The sequence below is a fragment of the Desulfosporosinus sp. FKA genome, from assembly GCF_002196785.1.
In the GTDB taxonomy this organism is placed as follows: domain Bacteria; phylum Bacillota; class Desulfitobacteriia; order Desulfitobacteriales; family Desulfitobacteriaceae; genus Desulfosporosinus; species Desulfosporosinus acididurans.
Map to the genome: position 1 here is coordinate 79440 of NZ_NAHZ01000010.1, position 16604 is coordinate 96043.

Below are 16604 nucleotides of genomic sequence, written 5' to 3' on the forward strand. Positions count from 1 at the left end.
GTTTCTATGGAGATCCCTTTAAGATTGCTAAACGCAAGAGAGGTGTTGTTACCTATGAGTATGGATTTTCGTGGTCTGGGGTTTGGCGCCGGTTCAGGGAGCACGGGTTCAGGAGGAAAGCGCTGGCAGTTAAGAGAACTGGCGAAAAACGAACATCTCGACTGGTCTATCATCAAACGGGTTATTAAGGCATTTATCCCTTACTGGCCTAAAGCCATCCTCGTGACAATCATCATTTTTATTACCGCTATAGGTAGTGTTCTGCCTGCTTGGTTAACCCAAAAGATTATAGATGATGGTATCCAGAAAGGGCAACTCCCTACCGTTATTTATTTAACTATGGAACTTATCGCGGCAGCAGTTATCACAGGATTACTTGGAGTTTGGCAAAACTGGCTTAGCAATCAAATTGCTCAAAACGTTATGGCAGATTATCGATTGGCTTTATTTCGCAACCTTCAGCGACAAACAGTAAATTTCTTTGCATCCCGTCAGTCCGGAGATCTTGTGTCTCGGATCATCAATGATGTTACAGCAATTCAAAATGTCATTACTTCAACCTTAGTAGGATTTATCAGCAATCTTCTTACCATCACAGTAACCTTGTTGTTGATGTTTAAAATGAATTGGCGGATGTCTGTCTTGGCTGTTATTGTTGTACCTGGCTTTGTTATTCCAACGCAAAAGGTTGGCAGAATAAGGCAGAAAATTCAAGCGGAAATTCAGCAGTGGCTATCTGCGCTGACAGTTCAACTCAGTGAAGCCCTCGGAGTAAGCGGAGCGCTTCTGATTAGAATATTTAACCGTGAACCAAGAGAAGAAACGAAATTTCGTCTCGCCAATGACAAATTACGAGATTTGCAAATACGCCAGGGACTCATTGGCCGCTGGCTGTTCATGTGGTTAGGTATGTTTTCTTCAATAGGTCCTGCCTTGTTGTGGGGTTATGGGGGCTGGTTAGTAATACACCAGGAAATGAATCTTGGTGTCATTGTCGCTTTCACAACGTTATTATCTAAATTGTATGGACCGTTAAGTCAGTTAGCCCAAATCCACGTTAATGTTCTCTCATCGATTGCTTTATTCCGAAGAATTTATTCAATTTTGGATATTGAACCAGAAGTTCAAGACGGCCCAAGAACTATTCCGCCTAACAGCGTTAAGGGACATCTTGAACTAAAGGATGTTTCCTTCTCTTATCAGCACGAACCTAAAGATGGGGAAACAAGGCTGGCTCTCTGCAACATTAACTTAACGGTAGAGCCCGGACAAACCGTTGCCCTTGTTGGCCCAAGCGGAGCTGGAAAAACTACACTCTTAAATTTGATACCTCGGTTCAGCGATCCGGTATCAGGCTGTCTCTTTTTAGATGGTATAGAATGTCATAGTCTATCCTTAGAATCTTTAAGAGCACAAATGGGCTTAGTACCCCAAGACCCTTTCTTTTTCCATGATACGGTCTACCATAACCTTCTTCTCGCCAACGAAAACGCAAGTCAAGAGGATATGGAAACGGCTTGCCAAGCAGCCCAAATTCATGATACCATTGCCAATTTACCTCAAGGTTATCATACGGTCGTCGGGGAACGAGGATATCGTCTCTCCGGGGGAGAACGACAGCGTTTAGCTATTGCGAGAGTACTGCTTCAAAGCCCCCGTATCGTTCTTTTAGATGAAGCAACGAGCGCTTTAGACACGGTTGTTGAACGAAAAATACAGGATGCATTGGCATTTTTATTAAAAGGAAGAACCGCAATCGTCATTGCCCACCGTCTATCGACGATACTGGCGGCTGACAAAATAATTGTTTTAGATAAAGGTGAGATAATCGCTTCTGGTACTCATCAGGAACTTGTAGAGAAAAACCCTTTGTACAAAAGGCTTTATGAGACTCAATTTTCCCTCCCCTAAATCCCCCTGTTTTTGGCCACTCGATAAAATCCAATCCCTTTCGAGAATTCAACTGTCGTCTCATATACTTTACGATTTCCACATCAAGTTCTTGACTAATGGTTAATAACTCATCTGCAGAACACGTTTTTCTCCTATCTCTATTATTCTGGAAAGTTTTCCATGATAAACCCAACCGCACCTAGTGAAATGGCATCTTTAACCTGGTGTTCATGCCCCAGAGAAGTAATAATGAAAATTCTGGCGCTGTTATCGATTTCTTTAATCATTTTAATAACCTTAATTCCATCTAATTTGGGTACTGTAATATCCATAGTTACCATATCAGGCTTAAGCTCATTATAAAGCTGTACAGCAGACAACCCATTATCGGCTTCTCCTACAACTTCAAAGCCACTAGTTTCTAAGAGGTTTTTAATAGAACGTCTCTTTAATGCCGAGTCGTCAACAATTAATGCTCTCTTCAATTACTTTACACCTCATGTTCTTCTTGTGAACAACATTTATTTCATATATTCTATTGTAACAATTTATCAACTGGTCGATAGTACACAAGGTCATTGATTTTAATGCCAAAAGCACTTCCCTTATCCTAATAGTGCTATTAGCACTCAAGATTATTTTAAATTTTCGCAATAAATCATAAAGTTCATTTTTATATTATCTCGTTGTATAATATTCAATAAGATAGTTTTAGAGGTGTTCATTATATGTCTTTTAATGACGACAAAAACAAGATGATTGAAACTTGCCAAGCCATCTTAGACTCTTGTGATCAGCCCTTTGTTTGGGAAGAAGAAGGCTCTTATAAATATGGCAACTTTAAAAAACCTTTTAATTTGTTTTTTCCTCACCCGAAAATTGATGCGGAATTACAAAAGTTGTTTGAAAAATTTTCTAATTCTTCTTATTTATACGATCAGATTAAATCAACCTGTACCCTAGAGGCTGAATGGGCTGAGTCTGGAACATACGGTTTAGATAGGGATTTTACTTGTTACTTTAGCAAATTCGCTTTAAAGCCTGAATATGTTGGACAAATCAAAGCATATTTTAATCAACGCCTCAACGAATTACAAAAGGAATCTTGCTAGAATGCTTAAAACCTATTCGTAAACTCAATTATTAATTTAATAGTTACCCTATAATTGGCGACTTTTTTTTAATTGTATGAGCAAATTTTCTTTATTATATGAAACTCGGTTTCATATAATAAAACTTATGACATTAGACAACCTATCTTTTCTTAATAGCTGCAATGAAAAACTCTTCTTTCCGCTTGATAATGTTATTGCATTTGGGTATGTTAGGAGTTGATGGTTTTTGTTAAATTAGAAGTATTTGGACATGACTAAATTGCTCAAAATGATGTACGAGGAGGAGTAAACGATGAAAATTAATAAGGCTGCGCAGGCTGGAGCTTTAGAATCCAGCGATGTACTTGTTACCGTTGAACCCAATCCTGAAGGCGGGATTAAAATTGAACTCGAAACAAAACGTGTTATTCAGAAACAATTTAGCAAGCAAATCGAAAAAGTAATCCTTGAGACTGCAGAACAAAGCGGCGTCGAAGATGTACTTATTAAAGCACAAGACAAAGGCGCATTAGATTATACCTTTAGGGCCAGGGTTCAAGCAGCGCTTCAACGGGCTTCTATTTAAGCCTTTTATAGATGACTAAGATAATATGAAAAGGAGTATCAAGATGAGTCAAAACAGGAGTATGCTTATTATTCCAGGAAATAGCCCCAAGGGGCTTCAAAACGCTCCGGTATTTAACCCGGATTTACTTGTCCTTGATCTGGCTGATGGTGTGCCGCTTGAAGATAAGGACAGCGCCCGCTTACTCGTTAAAGAAGCCATTGGTTTTATGGATTATGAAAATACCCAGGTTGTCGTAAGAATTAATTCCCTCCAATCGGGTTTCGGAGCCAAAGACATTGAGATCATTACCCCAGTTCAGCCTATTGCTTTTGTTATTCCACAAGGAAACGCGGAACAACTTCAAGAGATCGAAATCCTTTTAGCAGAATCTGAAAAGAAGGCAGGACTCAAAGAAGGAAGTATTGGCTTGATCCCAGTAGTTGAAACCGTTAAGACCTTAGAACAAATGTCTTCACTTCTCAACGTATCACCCCGCATCAAAAGTGTCTTTTTCAATGCCGAAGGTCTTGCTCAAGAGCTTGGAATCGTTCGCAGTAAGGAAGGTGACGAGATCCTCTATGCCCGAAGTAAGTTTGCCATGGCTTGTCGTGCTGCAGGCATGAATAGTTTTGATACTGCCTTTACTGACAGCAACGATTATGAGGGTTTAGAGAAAGATTGTCTTAAAGCCCGTAATCTCGGTTTCACTGGTAAAGCTGCCATTGATGGCCGGCAAATTGATACAATTCATAAAATCTTTGTTTAGTGAATCAAATGGAAACGAGGGGTAGTATCGCATGAAAAATAGTGTAGGACGTGAAATTCCAGAATATATTGAGAGCTATGGCCAAGTGAAACCCTTTGGCGGAGCTCTGGCTAATTACGGCGAACGCACTAAAACATCAGTAAAACTGCGTTCTGTTAAACCTGGTGATAACAAACTCGTAGAAACTATTGATGAAGTACTCGATAAAGTCGGCATTCGTGATGGTATGACAGTATCCTTCCATCATCATCTCCGCAACGGCGACTTTGTCCTTAATCTGGTTATGGAAGCTATCGCCAAGCGCGGAGTTAAAGATATTACCGTTGCCGCAACCGGTATTTTCAAGATCCACGAACCACTTGTTGATTATATCAAGAGCGGAATTGTCACCGGAATTTCGGTAAACTATATCGCACCAGGTCCTGTTGCGACCGCTATTTCTAAAGGATTATTAAAAAAACCAGCAGTTCTCATGAGTCATGGCGGCCGTCCCCGGGCTATTGAGAGCGGCGACTTGCATATTGACGTTGCTTTTATCGCTGCACCAACAGCAGACTCTTATGGCAACATGAACGGAGTTCAGGGGAAAGCGGCTTGTGGAACATTGGCTTATGCCGTTTCGGATGCCCAATATGCCGATCACGTCGTTGCCGTTACAGATAATCTTGTCCCTTATCCAGCTTGCCCTATTGAAATCAGCCAGGATTACGTTGATTATGTTGTTAAGGTTGAATCAATCGGCGATCCAAACGGAATTGTTTCCGGAACTCTGACTGTAACCAAAGATCCCGTAGGTTTGCGTATAGCTAAACTTGCAGCCCAAGTTATTGAAGCAACAGGTTATATTAAAGAAGGAATGTCTTTTCAAACGGGAGCAGGCGGAACTTCCTTAGCTGTTGCGGCTGAAGTTCGCAGGTTTATGAAGGAAAAGAATATCGTTGGGAGCTTTGCTGCCGGAGGTATCACCGGTTATATGGTTGATATGCTTAACGATGGGTTATTTCGCTCCCTTTTTGATGTACAATGTTTTGACTTAAAAGCTATTGCTTCCATGCGTGACAATCCCAAACACCAAAAAATGAGCGGTTCACTTTACGGGAATCCCCATAATAGAGGTGCCGTCGTAAATAATCTTGATGTCATGATTTTGGGTGCCACCGAGATTGATACCGACTTTAATGTTAATGTCGTTACCGGTTCTGACGGGATTATTATTGGGGCTTCCGGCGGACATAATGATACTGCCGCAGGTTCAAAACTTGCCATCGTCGTCACAAACTTAACCAAAGGCCGTCTTCCGGTTGTTAAAGATCAGGTTACAACGGTCACCACTCCTGGAGAGACAATTGATGTTCTTGTGACAGAACGAGGGATAGCAGTTAACCCTGCACGGCAAGATCTTATTGACAAACTTAAAGATACTGACCTGCCAATCGTCCCGATTGAAGAATTGAAAAATATTGCTGAACGTTTAACCGGCAAGCCAGAACCCATTGAATTTTCCGATCAAGTCGTGGCTGTTGTTCAATATCGGGATGGAACGGTCATTGATGTCGTTCGAAAACCACTCTAAATTGCAAATCAGATCTGCCCTGGGCGAAAGTTGATTTCAATCCGCTCAAAATTGATGCCGTTTTATATAAACGTACCCGATTTGCTGAGGAACCCCGTGTTTTAGCGACACGGGGTTCTTAACTTCTCCCCCAAACCAGTTACCTCCGATCACGGTATGTAAACACAAAACCGGGATAAATATCTTATTAAAAACAAAATGGCCATCACCTTCTTCAAGTGACAGCCTGCTTAGACGCATGTTTTAATTCTGTAGAAATCATCCATGACTGGTTTTTAAATGTTGTGGTTTAATTGCATAATCTCTTTTTCCCGGTAATCTTCGTACCAGTTTAAAAATCTGATAACACGAAGTAACGGTTACAACCGCACATGAGCCGAGAAATATACACAGCATAATCATTGAAATCCATGCTAACATAGTAACGCCCCCTTTAAACTGTTTTGTTAAACTTAAAACTTGCTCACAGAATGATAACCATACGCTGTTTGATTAGTTTATCTATTAGAATGTCTTTGAGATAGTGTTTACAATCACAAATCGTTAGGCTGATCTCGTGTCTTATTTTTCTCTACCTTAGGGTTTATGGTTCACTTCCTTCTCGTTCTTTTTTCTTGTGCTAATAATAACATTCTCAAGCTTATATGTCTATAGGCAATCGCTATTTTACTGATTAGAATTGTCAATAGCAAATCTAATGTCTCGCACATGCCATACTGAGAAAAGGCTCCTTGCTTTTATAAAAGATACGTAGTAGTATTAAAAAATAACAGTAGATTGGAGTTGAAAAGATGCGTAATTTTTCTTGCTAAACAATCAGGCATGATGAAATAAGTATGGTTACCTAAAACCGCTTGTTTTGTTGTGCATATGCAAGAAAGTTACTATCTCTTTTCACTCAAATAATACCTCCTTGCCACACCTATGTAGGTTTGGTTTTGTTGTGTATTTGCGAGCTGCAAGAATTAACTTTCTTGCAGCTCTTAATTTTTCACAGGAGGATAAAACTATGTCGCTAATCAATGTAACAAATTTAACCTTTGCCTATGATGGCAGTTATGATAATGTCTTTGAGAATGTCAGCTTTCAGATTGACACAGATTGGAAACTGGGCTTTACGGGCAGAAACGGCAGAGGGAAAACAACATTTCTCCATTTATTGCTCGGCAACTATAAATACAGCGGTCATATTTCTGCCAATGTCAACTTTGACTATTTTCCGTTCAATGTAGAAGCTAAGGAAAATAAAACCCTCGATGTTATTAACGACCTTTTTCCAGATTATGTTCACTGGGAATTAATACGTGAACTCTCGCAGCTCGACGTTTCTGAGGAAGTTTTGTATCGTCCTTTCAAGACATTATCAAACGGAGAACAAACGAAAGTGCTGCTCGCAACGTTGTTTCTTAAGGAAAATAGTTTTCTCTTAATTGATGAGCCCACTAATCATCTTGATCTGACAGCTAGAAAACTGGTTAGCGACTATCTCAAGACCAAACGGGGATTTATTCTCGTCTCACATGACAGAGCTTTTTTAGATAACTGCATCGATCATATTCTATCGATTAATAAGACTAACTTAGAAATCCAAAAAGGCAATTTCTCCTCTTGGTGGAAAAATAAACAAAGACAAGATAGCTTTGAGCTTGCCGAAAATGAGAAGCTGAGAAAAGGCATTGATCGTTTGAACGATTCTGCTAAGCGAACGAATAACTGGTCTGAGGAAGTGGAAAAGACTAAAAGAGGAATCAGGAATTCTGGAAGCAAGCCCGATAAAGGGTACATTGGTCACAAGGCAGCCAAAATGATGAAACGCTCTAAGTCAATGGAAAAGAGACAACAAGCGGCTATCGATGAAAAATCCATGCTTCTCAAAAATCTTGAAGACTCCGACAGCCTGAAGATTTCACCCCTGGCTTATCATAATGAACGGTTCGCTGAACTCGAAAATGTTTCCATATATTACGATGAAAAGGCGGTTTGCGAAGCAATAAGCTTCACAATTGAGCAAGGGGACCGGATTGCCCTTATTGGTAAAAACGGCTCAGGAAAATCAAGTCTTCTAAAACTAATTTGTGGAGAGCCTATTAACTATACGGGTAATTTTCGCAAAGGAAGCCAACTTGTAATATCCTATGTTTCGCAGGACACCTCACATCTTCAAGGTAATTTAAAGGACTATGCTCAAGACAACGGAATCGATGAAAGCCTTTTTAAAACAATTTTAAGAAAGCTTGGTTTCGCCAGGGTTCAATTTGAAAAGAATATCGAAACATTCAGCGGCGGCCAGAAGAAAAAGGTACTGATTGCCAAAAGTTTATGCGAAAAAGCTCATCTCTATATTTGGGATGAACCACTTAACTTTATTGATGTAATTTCTCGTATCCAAATCGAAGAGTTATTGCTTGAATACCAGCCGACTATTTTGTTTGTTGAGCATGATAGGTCATTCAGCGAGAACCTCGCGACAAAGTTTGTAAAATGTTTGGATACCTGTAGATCCTTCTAAACAAACAACAAAGAAAGCGTTTGATCGTTATCTGAAACATATACTAATGCAAACTATCGCGGTCTGTCGCATCAGGAACCTTTTCCAACCAACCATATTCCACCATTAATTCTGCTCCATTCTTGGCCAAGAAAAGAACGTCAGTAACTAAACCACGAAACGTTGATACTAAATCAGACCGAGCACTATTCGTGTCTGCAATTCCATATTCCGTTAAAATATAGCCTATAACAGAAGTCGAATGGGTTAGAATTAATCTATCACTTACTGAGGACTCTTTTGTGTCAGATATAAGAATTTTTGTCATTTTTGGTGTAGGAAGACTCTCCTCCGACAAAAAAGAACTAAGAATTTTTAAATGATCTCTAGCCGTTTCAATTGCTTTAAGAAGATATTTCTTTATTTTCTCTGACTTAACGACCTGACTATACCCGACATGTAACGTCTCAATTAATTCTTTAGTTTCCATTATGGCATAAAGATGGCTTATTTCCAGGGCATTGAGAGGTCTCTTCTTTCCAATAAGACTTCCAAAGTAATCTTTGTCATGAACATAGTCTACTCTGGAAGGAACCTGGATAATCGGGGGTTTATCAATAATTCCTTTTGCTAACAGTACATCAGTAGATTTTTGATGAACCTCTATAGACGTATTCATGCATTCTACAAAAAACTTACGAAAATCCGAACGAGTTGACGCTGCCATAGCATTGCAATAGTAATACAAAACAAATTTTTGCATCAATCTAGTGTACTGGAGTGTAAATGATTCGGAGAAAAGCTCTTTGGCATTGACATCAACATCCTTCTCGCCAAAGGCATCAGGAATCGGGCAATTAATTGAATTCAACAAACCCTCCATAGATGTCACCCGTTGCGTTGAGAAATCAAGAGCTCGCTGTAAAACCATTCGAATATCAGGATCTTTAGCTTTCGAAACATAATCTTTCAAAAAGCAAACAGACATACATTCTGCCAAATATCCAGACCAAAGATAACCGATTTCTGGTGAAGTTGGCAGAATATTAGACACGTTATGTTGAAAGGCTCCAAAAGGAACTTGTTCTTGTTGGGTTGATGCCTGATTGAATTCCTGTATGGTCATTATTTTTTACCTCCTGTTGAATGTAGTAGCTCTTTTACTAGCTTATCCTTCAAGAGGCTTTTTTATGGTTTCCACCCAGAGCAATAACCATATAACTTTTCTAATAAGTTTAATTTTAGAAAAAAAGGAGAGCATGACACTCTCCGTTTCTACTAGTCAAAGCAGCTCAAGTTCGTTCTGATCATATGCAAATTCATGAGTTGAAAAATCTAATTGGACAACAAGGAAGACTCCCATTTCATCTCGATCAACACGAACAATGGTACCCTTGTGATCATTATTTGTTTTAACACGGTTACCTACTTGAAACTTCTTATCTTGCATTAAAAGAGGATTTGTTTCCAATTCAAATATACTTTTTGACATCTTTAGGCCCCCCCGTAATAAATACATCGTTGTGTTCTACCTTCAGCTCTTTAGTTAGCTGCATTTTTTACCACACCCTTTTATTGCTTAACAATGGCCGGGAACTTAGCAATTTTCTTTTAGGTGTCTTAATTTTATCTAAATTCTCAATTTTAATCTGTGATCTAAATCAAATATTTATATGACTTTAGTCATGGCTCATTGATCATCATCAAAAATAAAACTCAAATTGAAGCTATAAATTATTAAAGAGTGATTGATAACTCTTTCAATCACTCTTTAATAATTTAATTGATTTCTTTATCTTGCAAAGATTTAAGTTTTCTTTTTTCTAACGTTTATAACACTTTTAAATAAAGGGACCAATCAAAAGGGCAAGCGTTAAAGCGATTAAAATTATCGTAGTAGTCCATCCAACGATATTATGAAATAACTTGTTCGTATGCTCTCCCATGATCTCCTTGTTATTGATTAAAAGCATCATACAAATTAGTACGACAGGCAGCAATACTCCGTTTAGAACCTGCGACCATAAACTTATCAATATGAGCGGCGCATTCGGTATAAGAATAATCCCCACAGCAATGATCAAGATCGCCGTAAATAATGTATAAAATTGAGGAGCTTCATTTAATTTTTTATCAATACCTGCTTCAAAGCCAAATGCTTCACATACATAAAATGCTGTGGCAATCGGAAGTATCGTAGCCGAAAAGACCGAAGCTATAAATAGACCGAAAGCGAATATTTGAGACGCGAACGTTCCGGCAAAGGGTTCCAAGGCCAATGCTGCATCTTTTGCCTCTTCTATTTTAACACCATTCACATGGAGAGTTGATGCACAGGCAACCACAATAAAAAAGGCAACAACCACTGTGGCAATACTGCCAATAATTACGTCCCACATGGTAAATTTATAATCCTTAATTTCCAATCCCTTTTCTATTACGGCCGACTGCATGTAAAATTGCATCCATGGAGCTATCGTTGTCCCGATTAAGCCGATAACCATCGTAACATAATCGAAATTATATTCTATATCCGGGTGAATAATTGAGCTGCCAATTTCTCCCCAGTTCGGTTTTCCCATGATAGCCGATATGATGTAAGAAAGAAGGAACACACTGAAGATTAAAAATATCTTTTCAGCCATACGATAAGTGCCTTTGACAACCAGAAACCATACAGCAATAGCCACAAGTGGTACCGCTATATATTTGCTGACATCGAAAACCTGCATACTACCCGCTACACCGGCGAACTCCGTCGTTGTATTTCCGATGTCGGCAATGAGAAGACCAATAAAGATAAAAAATGTAATTTTCACCCCGGCGTTTTCCCTAATTAAATCAGCTAGTCCTTTTCCTGTGACCATACCCATTCTAGCGTTCATTTCCTGTACAACGACAAGGGCAACGAAGGCAGGAATCAATGTCCATAGAAGACTATATCCGTAGTGCGCTCCGGCCACCGAATACGTTGTAATCCCGCCGGCATCGTTATCAACACTCCCCGTGATAATACCCGGACCTAATACTGCCAAAAATAAAACCAGATTTCTTAATAAGGATGATTTCTTAGCTTGCGTCATCATATTAATCACCTCCATCTAATTTCTTCTTTTTCTTACGACCAAATCCATGACATCATTAATAATAACCATACCAAGCATCTTCATTTTTTTGTCAACAACTGGAACTGAAAGCAAATTATATTTCGTTATTATTTCATTCAGTTTTTCAATCTTTTCATAATCGTATACATAGATAACATCTGTATGCATGATCTCCTTAAGTTTTACATCAAGTTCAGAAATAACAATATCCCTTAACGAGACTATCGCGATAAGTTTTTCATGATCATCAACAATATACAGATAATAAACCGTATCTGGTTCAGGTTTTAAGTGTCTTAACTCCCTTAACGTTTCGTTGACTGTCATGCTCTGATTAAGAGAAATATAATCTGTAGTCATTAAACTTCCTACCGTGTCATCCGGGTATTCCATCAATTCCCGAACTTCAAGAGATACTTCTTGTTCCATCTCATTTAACAGTTTCTCGGCATCTTCCTCTTCCATCTCATCAAGAATATCTGCGACTTCATCTGCCGGCATTTTCTCAAGAACGTCGGCTGCCTTTTCTACCGAAAGGTTTGCCAAGACGTGTAATTGCGCATCAGTTTCAAGTTCTTCCAGTACATCGGCAGCTTTCTCTTCGTCGAGAGAGTTAAAAATGGCAACCTGAGTATGCCTGTCATAATCTTCAATAATATCTGCTAGATCAGAGGGATGAAGGGTTAAAAGTTTATCATGTTCTTTGGAAAGCGTTAGTCCTACATGGATATAATCTACAGAAGCCACATCATCCCATAAAATCATTTTACTTGGTACGCGAATCCCAAAAGGCTTCAAAATCTTCTTTATCGGTTTAGCAATCCCAATACGTCTCAAAAGGCCATCGAAACCTACATCAACCGCAATCGTAAATATACCGCTTTTAAGAATTGCTAACCTTAAATCATTCACCCTTACAACTTTCCGGCCATCCATATCGACGATTTGCTTGTCTAAAACATGCTTTTTCAGGAACATGGTATTCTCTTTGGCAACTGTCATTTCTTGTAACTGATCACACCGAATAATGTACTGACCCTTATCTTTAAAAATTGATATCCCTGAAAAGTCAATAACTCTAATTTCTCTCTCAAGCTTAACTTTAGCCGCAATCACTTTTGGACTAATCTCGTTTACATCAACAATTAAATCTAATAGTTTGCCTATTGTTTTATGATTACTCGAAATAACTTTATTACCTAATACCCGGCTAAGATAAAACGTTGATACTGACACAATAAATCCCTCCATTTCTTATATGGAGGGATTTTTGACAATAATATATTAGACTTAGATATATAAATAAATCAAAGTCAAAATTCCCTCCACGCTATATTCAAATAAAAGCATCTACCATCAGGGTCTGTGTCCATCATGAACAACCTCCATGTTTCAGACTATAAAGTTGCAATGCAACTGTTACAACTTGCGAAAAATAATAAAACCTTCGCCAGAACTTGAACAACATGGCGAAGGCATAATAATCCCTTGTTAAATCCCGTTCAAGTTTTAGCTCTGCAAGGCAGTGAAATTACATTAGGTTATGCCTTGTTTTTCGACATATCCTGTTGACCTTCTCGAGTTGTCTCCAACTCTCCGCGGCAGCAATCCATATCCTTGCGGTAGCCTCACCTACCGAGTAATTATTAACTTCGCGTTTATTATAATACTTTAGTTGCCTAATTACAAGCACACGAACTCAATTTTTGTGCAATTTGTTTTGTTTTAGTGCATAAACCTTAAATATCTGTACTATGCTCAATGGATTCCTATTTTAAACCAGATATAGCCTTATTTCAAGGAAATATTGTATAACTACCTCAAATGATATCATTCCATATATATGAACAAACTATAAGGCAAAGCCCTGAATTCTAATCAGATAGGAGATCAGAGTTATGAATAACGATCATTCTGTTGCTTTAGAGCATGGATATTATGAAAATAATATAGACCTAGCTACCCCCCGTTAGTACAACGGGGGGTAGCTAGCATAACTTACATTCGTATGATCTCAACTTTAGTATCGAGCGAAGCGACACCTCCGCCAATCGGATCCAGCAATGAGGTATTTTTTAGTTTGGGGTCAATCATGAGCAAGCTGTTTCCTGAGAACCCGGTATCCCGCCCAAGGGCATAGCCCGTTTTCTGCTCAAAAGGCTTTTTAACAGTAAACGGTGTATGGTTATACGGTTTTAGCACAGGAGTTGATTTTCCGTCAATGATGACCGGATGCCCCCCATAAGCAGTATTACCATAGTTGTAGGGTGTTCCCACCGTTCCCGGGCGAATTCCGCCCGTAACCATGATATGGCCGACAACCTCAATAAGTCCTGATTTGATCTTGACTTGATCACCGTCCTGCAACCCGCGCTTTTTAGCATCGATCGGATTAATCCAAAGAAAATTCTCAGGTTTAATCTCCCTTAACCAAACATCGCTGATCGTGCGGTGAGTGGCAATATTCCTCGCCTTCCAGTTAAGAAAGTGAAGCGGCTCACTTTGTTTGACTTCTTGTACATCATACGTGCGAATGCTTTCGTATTTGGGCAAGCCATCAAAATATTGTCCTGTATAGGAATGTTTCGCTCCCGCCGTTTTTTCGTCATAGAATATAGTTTGCCCGTTAAGACGGTATTTGAGGAGGGGCCCCTCATATTCCGCACCTGGATCTTCAAAACGTCCGCCCCGGTTAAGAACCGTGACAACCTTGGCCCACTCTTCCGGTTTAACCGCACTGCGCCAGCTTTTTTCGTCGAAGAATTGACCTAAAGCCGCCTTTCGGGCTTCGCTGAAGACCATAAGTTCTTCGGTTGATGCATCAGGAACCGGAGTTTCAGCAAAAGCAATATTGGCAATCATTTTTAGGTAAAAGTCCTCAACCCGGTCTAACGGACTCCCATCCGCAAAGGCCTTCGCTCCGGCACCCGGTAAACCTAGTTTCTTTAAGATCTCGATGAAAACGTCTTGCGTATCGCGAGGCTCTGGATAAACGCGGGTCACAGGCTGCATGAAGTGTGTCACCTTCAAGGGGAAACTGGGAGTAATTGTTTTCCTGCCCCAGCGTTCCAGATAACTCAGGTCCGGTAAGACAAAATCCGCACAGGAGGTGCTTTCACTTAAAACGATATCAGAAGAAACCAGCAGAGGAATTTTTCGAGGATTAATTAAGGTCTGACGGGTCATATCCCCTGCCGGGAAGGTGAGTATTGGGTTGACCCGGTAAATGAAAAGAGCTTTTAAGGAATACGGATATCCTTCGGCAGCGCTTGGAATCACTTCTTCCGAAGAATTTCCGGCAATCGGGAACCAGGGGCGTTTGGCAGGATAACCGTCTCGTTTAAAGAGACTGCTCTTTTCGTAGGCGGAGGAGCGGCGGCTGATCGGAATCCCCCAGGCCTGATGGGCATTCAGGACCTTTTTCAGATCATAGCGGCCTGTCATATCCTTATGCCGTGCTCCACCGGTCAGGCTTCCTCCCTGCCAATCATGATTGCCGATTAAATGATTCAGCATGTTCACAGCCCGTGCCGTATAATATCCGTTGGCGTGCATGGCGATGCCGCGATAAGCCATGATGGCGACCTTCTTGCCGTGAGACGTAAATTCCTGGGCAAGTTCGATAATTTGTTCCTTCGTAATTCCTGCGATGTTCGCATATTCGTCTAAGGTTTGTTCCATGACCCGTTCTTTATAAAGAGTAAAGGCCGATTTCACATGAATGCCATTAACTACACTATCGACTTCCAGATCGCCCTCAGCAGCCTGACTATGAGCAGCAGGAGTCCCATTCTGCAAAACTACAAATTCGGTATCATCCCCGATTCCCAGATCTTTTGCCCTTAGCTTCGGCTTTTTTTCATCCGAAACATTGATTAAATAGGTGGCATCACTCCAGGTTGGTTCTCCATCTGCCTGGGCCGCTTTAAGGTTTGGATTGCGCAAGTATCGCTCGTCATAGCGTTTGTTCTCAACAATCCAACGGCCTATGCCCAAGGCCAAGGCAGCATCTGTCCCTGCGAGAATCGGCACCCAGATATCGGCTTTTTCAGCGGTCCGGCTCATCCGGGTATCAATAACAGCCATCTTCATACCCCGGGCTAAGGCATTCGTCAACATCGGCGCCAAAAACGTAGGACCCCGATTGGCGACCATGGGGTTTGTTCCCCAAACTAACAGGAATTCCGTGGCGTTCAGGTCGGCATAGAGTCTCTTTTTCGGTTGCTGAGTTATGAAGGAGTGAACTGTTCCAATGACCCCGTTGGCACCGCAGGCCCCGCCGTGATCATCAAAGTTGATACTGCCGAAGCCTTGAAACCAGACGCGGTCGCGCATAAAATCTCGGCGGTCTCCTCCAAGGCAGGCAATTTGATTTGACTTCGGACCAAAATCAGGGTGTTGAGTGTCAATGAGCACATCTTTGTATTTTCTATCAAACTCTTGAGCCGTCATTTGTCCTTTTTTTACGAGATCCCAATCGCCCATCACCTTTGCTTTGCCGACATAGGCCCAAAGGGATTTAAGACCCGGTGTTCCCAAATCAGGACTGCCATTAATAATTTCTTGAATCGCCTGCTCCCAGGTGATGCTTTTCCACTCTCCGCTTCCTCTGGGTCCGACCCGTTTAAGAGGTGTACGGACGCGTAAAGCATCATAAGCAGTCTGTATCCCGGCTTGTCCTTTGAGGCAGGTTCTTCCGCCCCGAAACCCGCGGCCCTCCACGGCCAAGGTGTGCTTACCCTTCGCTGCGCTTAAAGCCGAAGTTCCATAAGGAACCGGACCAAACGGAATCGTCGTCAACGGGCTGTAGGGATTTCCCGCAATTTTTCGGACTAAGCTTGAATAGGGCCTTCCTTTTTCCCCTTCCTCAATGCAAGTCTTAATTGTACAGTGGGAATTGCACTGTTCGCAGGTAGTATAGATCACATTAGCCGCTGTGTAATCTTCATCTTGGCCGCCTACGCCGTGAGGGGTATCGAGCCAAGCATTATTCATCAATTGTCGCAGGGGATCTCCGAGGAACGGTCCGCCAAAAGCCACGGCACCTAAAACTCCCGAAGCTTTTAGAAAGTTCCGCCGGTTCAACTTCATCGAATCCTTTTTCTCTGCCATGGA

General features: G+C 40.8%; 12 protein-coding genes and 1 riboswitch. Of the genes, 6 read left to right on the plus strand and 6 right to left on the minus strand.

The window, feature by feature from the left end; translation table 11 throughout:
* Positions 1 to 54 precede the first annotated feature (54 nt).
* The gene (locus B5771_RS01390; protein ID WP_172408118.1) at positions 55 to 1911 is read left to right on the plus strand and encodes an ABC transporter ATP-binding protein; all 1857 of its coding nucleotides are present in this window, start codon (positions 55 to 57) and stop codon (positions 1909 to 1911) included.
* A 143-nt stretch (positions 1912 to 2054) separates the two neighbouring features.
* Here B5771_RS01390 and B5771_RS01395 read toward each other — a convergent pair whose 3' ends face one another.
* Positions 2055 to 2378: a response regulator gene (locus B5771_RS01395; RefSeq protein ID WP_088185929.1), complete on the minus strand. Its 324-nt coding sequence runs from the start codon at positions 2376 to 2378 to the stop codon at positions 2055 to 2057.
* Between the two features lie 243 nt (positions 2379 to 2621).
* On the opposite strand from B5771_RS01395, the gene B5771_RS01400 reads away from it, so the two are divergent.
* The 5 genes from B5771_RS01400 (at position 2622) to B5771_RS01420 (ending at position 8403) form a co-directional block, all read left to right on the plus strand.
* Positions 2622 to 3005 carry a nitrite reductase gene (locus B5771_RS01400; protein WP_088185930.1) on the plus strand — a complete coding sequence of 128 codons (384 nt, stop codon included), beginning with the start codon at positions 2622 to 2624 and terminating at the stop codon, positions 3003 to 3005.
* Positions 3006 to 3300: 295 nt separating this feature from the next.
* Positions 3301 to 3573 carry a citrate lyase acyl carrier protein gene (citD, locus tag B5771_RS01405; RefSeq protein WP_047811863.1) on the plus strand — a complete coding sequence of 91 codons (273 nt, stop codon included), beginning with the start codon at positions 3301 to 3303 and terminating at the stop codon, positions 3571 to 3573.
* 43 nt (positions 3574 to 3616) lie between these two features.
* Positions 3617 to 4321, plus strand: coding sequence for an aldolase/citrate lyase family protein (locus tag B5771_RS01410; protein WP_088185931.1), 705 nt, complete (start codon positions 3617 to 3619; stop codon positions 4319 to 4321).
* A 31-nt stretch (positions 4322 to 4352) separates the two neighbouring features.
* Positions 4353 to 5894: a citrate lyase subunit alpha gene (gene citF, locus B5771_RS01415; protein ID WP_088185932.1), complete on the plus strand. Its 1542-nt coding sequence runs from the start codon at positions 4353 to 4355 to the stop codon at positions 5892 to 5894.
* Positions 5895 to 6903: 1009 nt separating this feature from the next.
* The gene (locus B5771_RS01420) at positions 6904 to 8403 is read left to right on the plus strand and encodes an Lsa family ABC-F type ribosomal protection protein (protein ID WP_088185933.1); all 1500 of its coding nucleotides are present in this window, start codon (positions 6904 to 6906) and stop codon (positions 8401 to 8403) included.
* A gap of 43 nt (positions 8404 to 8446) precedes the next feature.
* On the opposite strand, the gene B5771_RS01425 is transcribed toward B5771_RS01420, so the two are convergent.
* From B5771_RS01425 to B5771_RS01445, 5 genes are all read right to left on the minus strand, one after another.
* The gene (locus B5771_RS01425) at positions 8447 to 9508 is read right to left on the minus strand and encodes a DUF3231 family protein (protein WP_088185934.1); all 1062 of its coding nucleotides are present in this window, start codon (positions 9506 to 9508) and stop codon (positions 8447 to 8449) included.
* Positions 9509 to 9664: 156 nt separating this feature from the next.
* Positions 9665 to 9874, minus strand: coding sequence for a hypothetical protein (locus B5771_RS01430; protein WP_047811868.1), 210 nt, complete (start codon positions 9872 to 9874; stop codon positions 9665 to 9667).
* A 349-nt stretch (positions 9875 to 10223) separates the two neighbouring features.
* Positions 10224 to 11465 (minus strand): Nramp family divalent metal transporter, encoded by a 1242-nt coding sequence (locus B5771_RS01435; protein WP_207652669.1) that lies wholly within the window; start codon positions 11463 to 11465, stop codon positions 10224 to 10226.
* An 18-nt stretch (positions 11466 to 11483) separates the two neighbouring features.
* On the minus strand, positions 11484 to 12725 hold the full coding sequence (locus tag B5771_RS01440; RefSeq protein WP_345788186.1) for a CBS domain-containing protein: 1242 nt from the start codon (positions 12723 to 12725) through the stop codon (positions 11484 to 11486).
* A gap of 252 nt (positions 12726 to 12977) precedes the next feature.
* A riboswitch (M-box (ykoK) riboswitch) is annotated at positions 12978 to 13136 on the minus strand.
* A gap of 351 nt (positions 13137 to 13487) precedes the next feature.
* Positions 13488 to 16601, minus strand: coding sequence for a molybdopterin-dependent oxidoreductase (locus tag B5771_RS01445; RefSeq protein WP_088185936.1), 3114 nt, complete (start codon positions 16599 to 16601; stop codon positions 13488 to 13490).
* Positions 16602 to 16604: the final 3 nt, after the last annotated feature.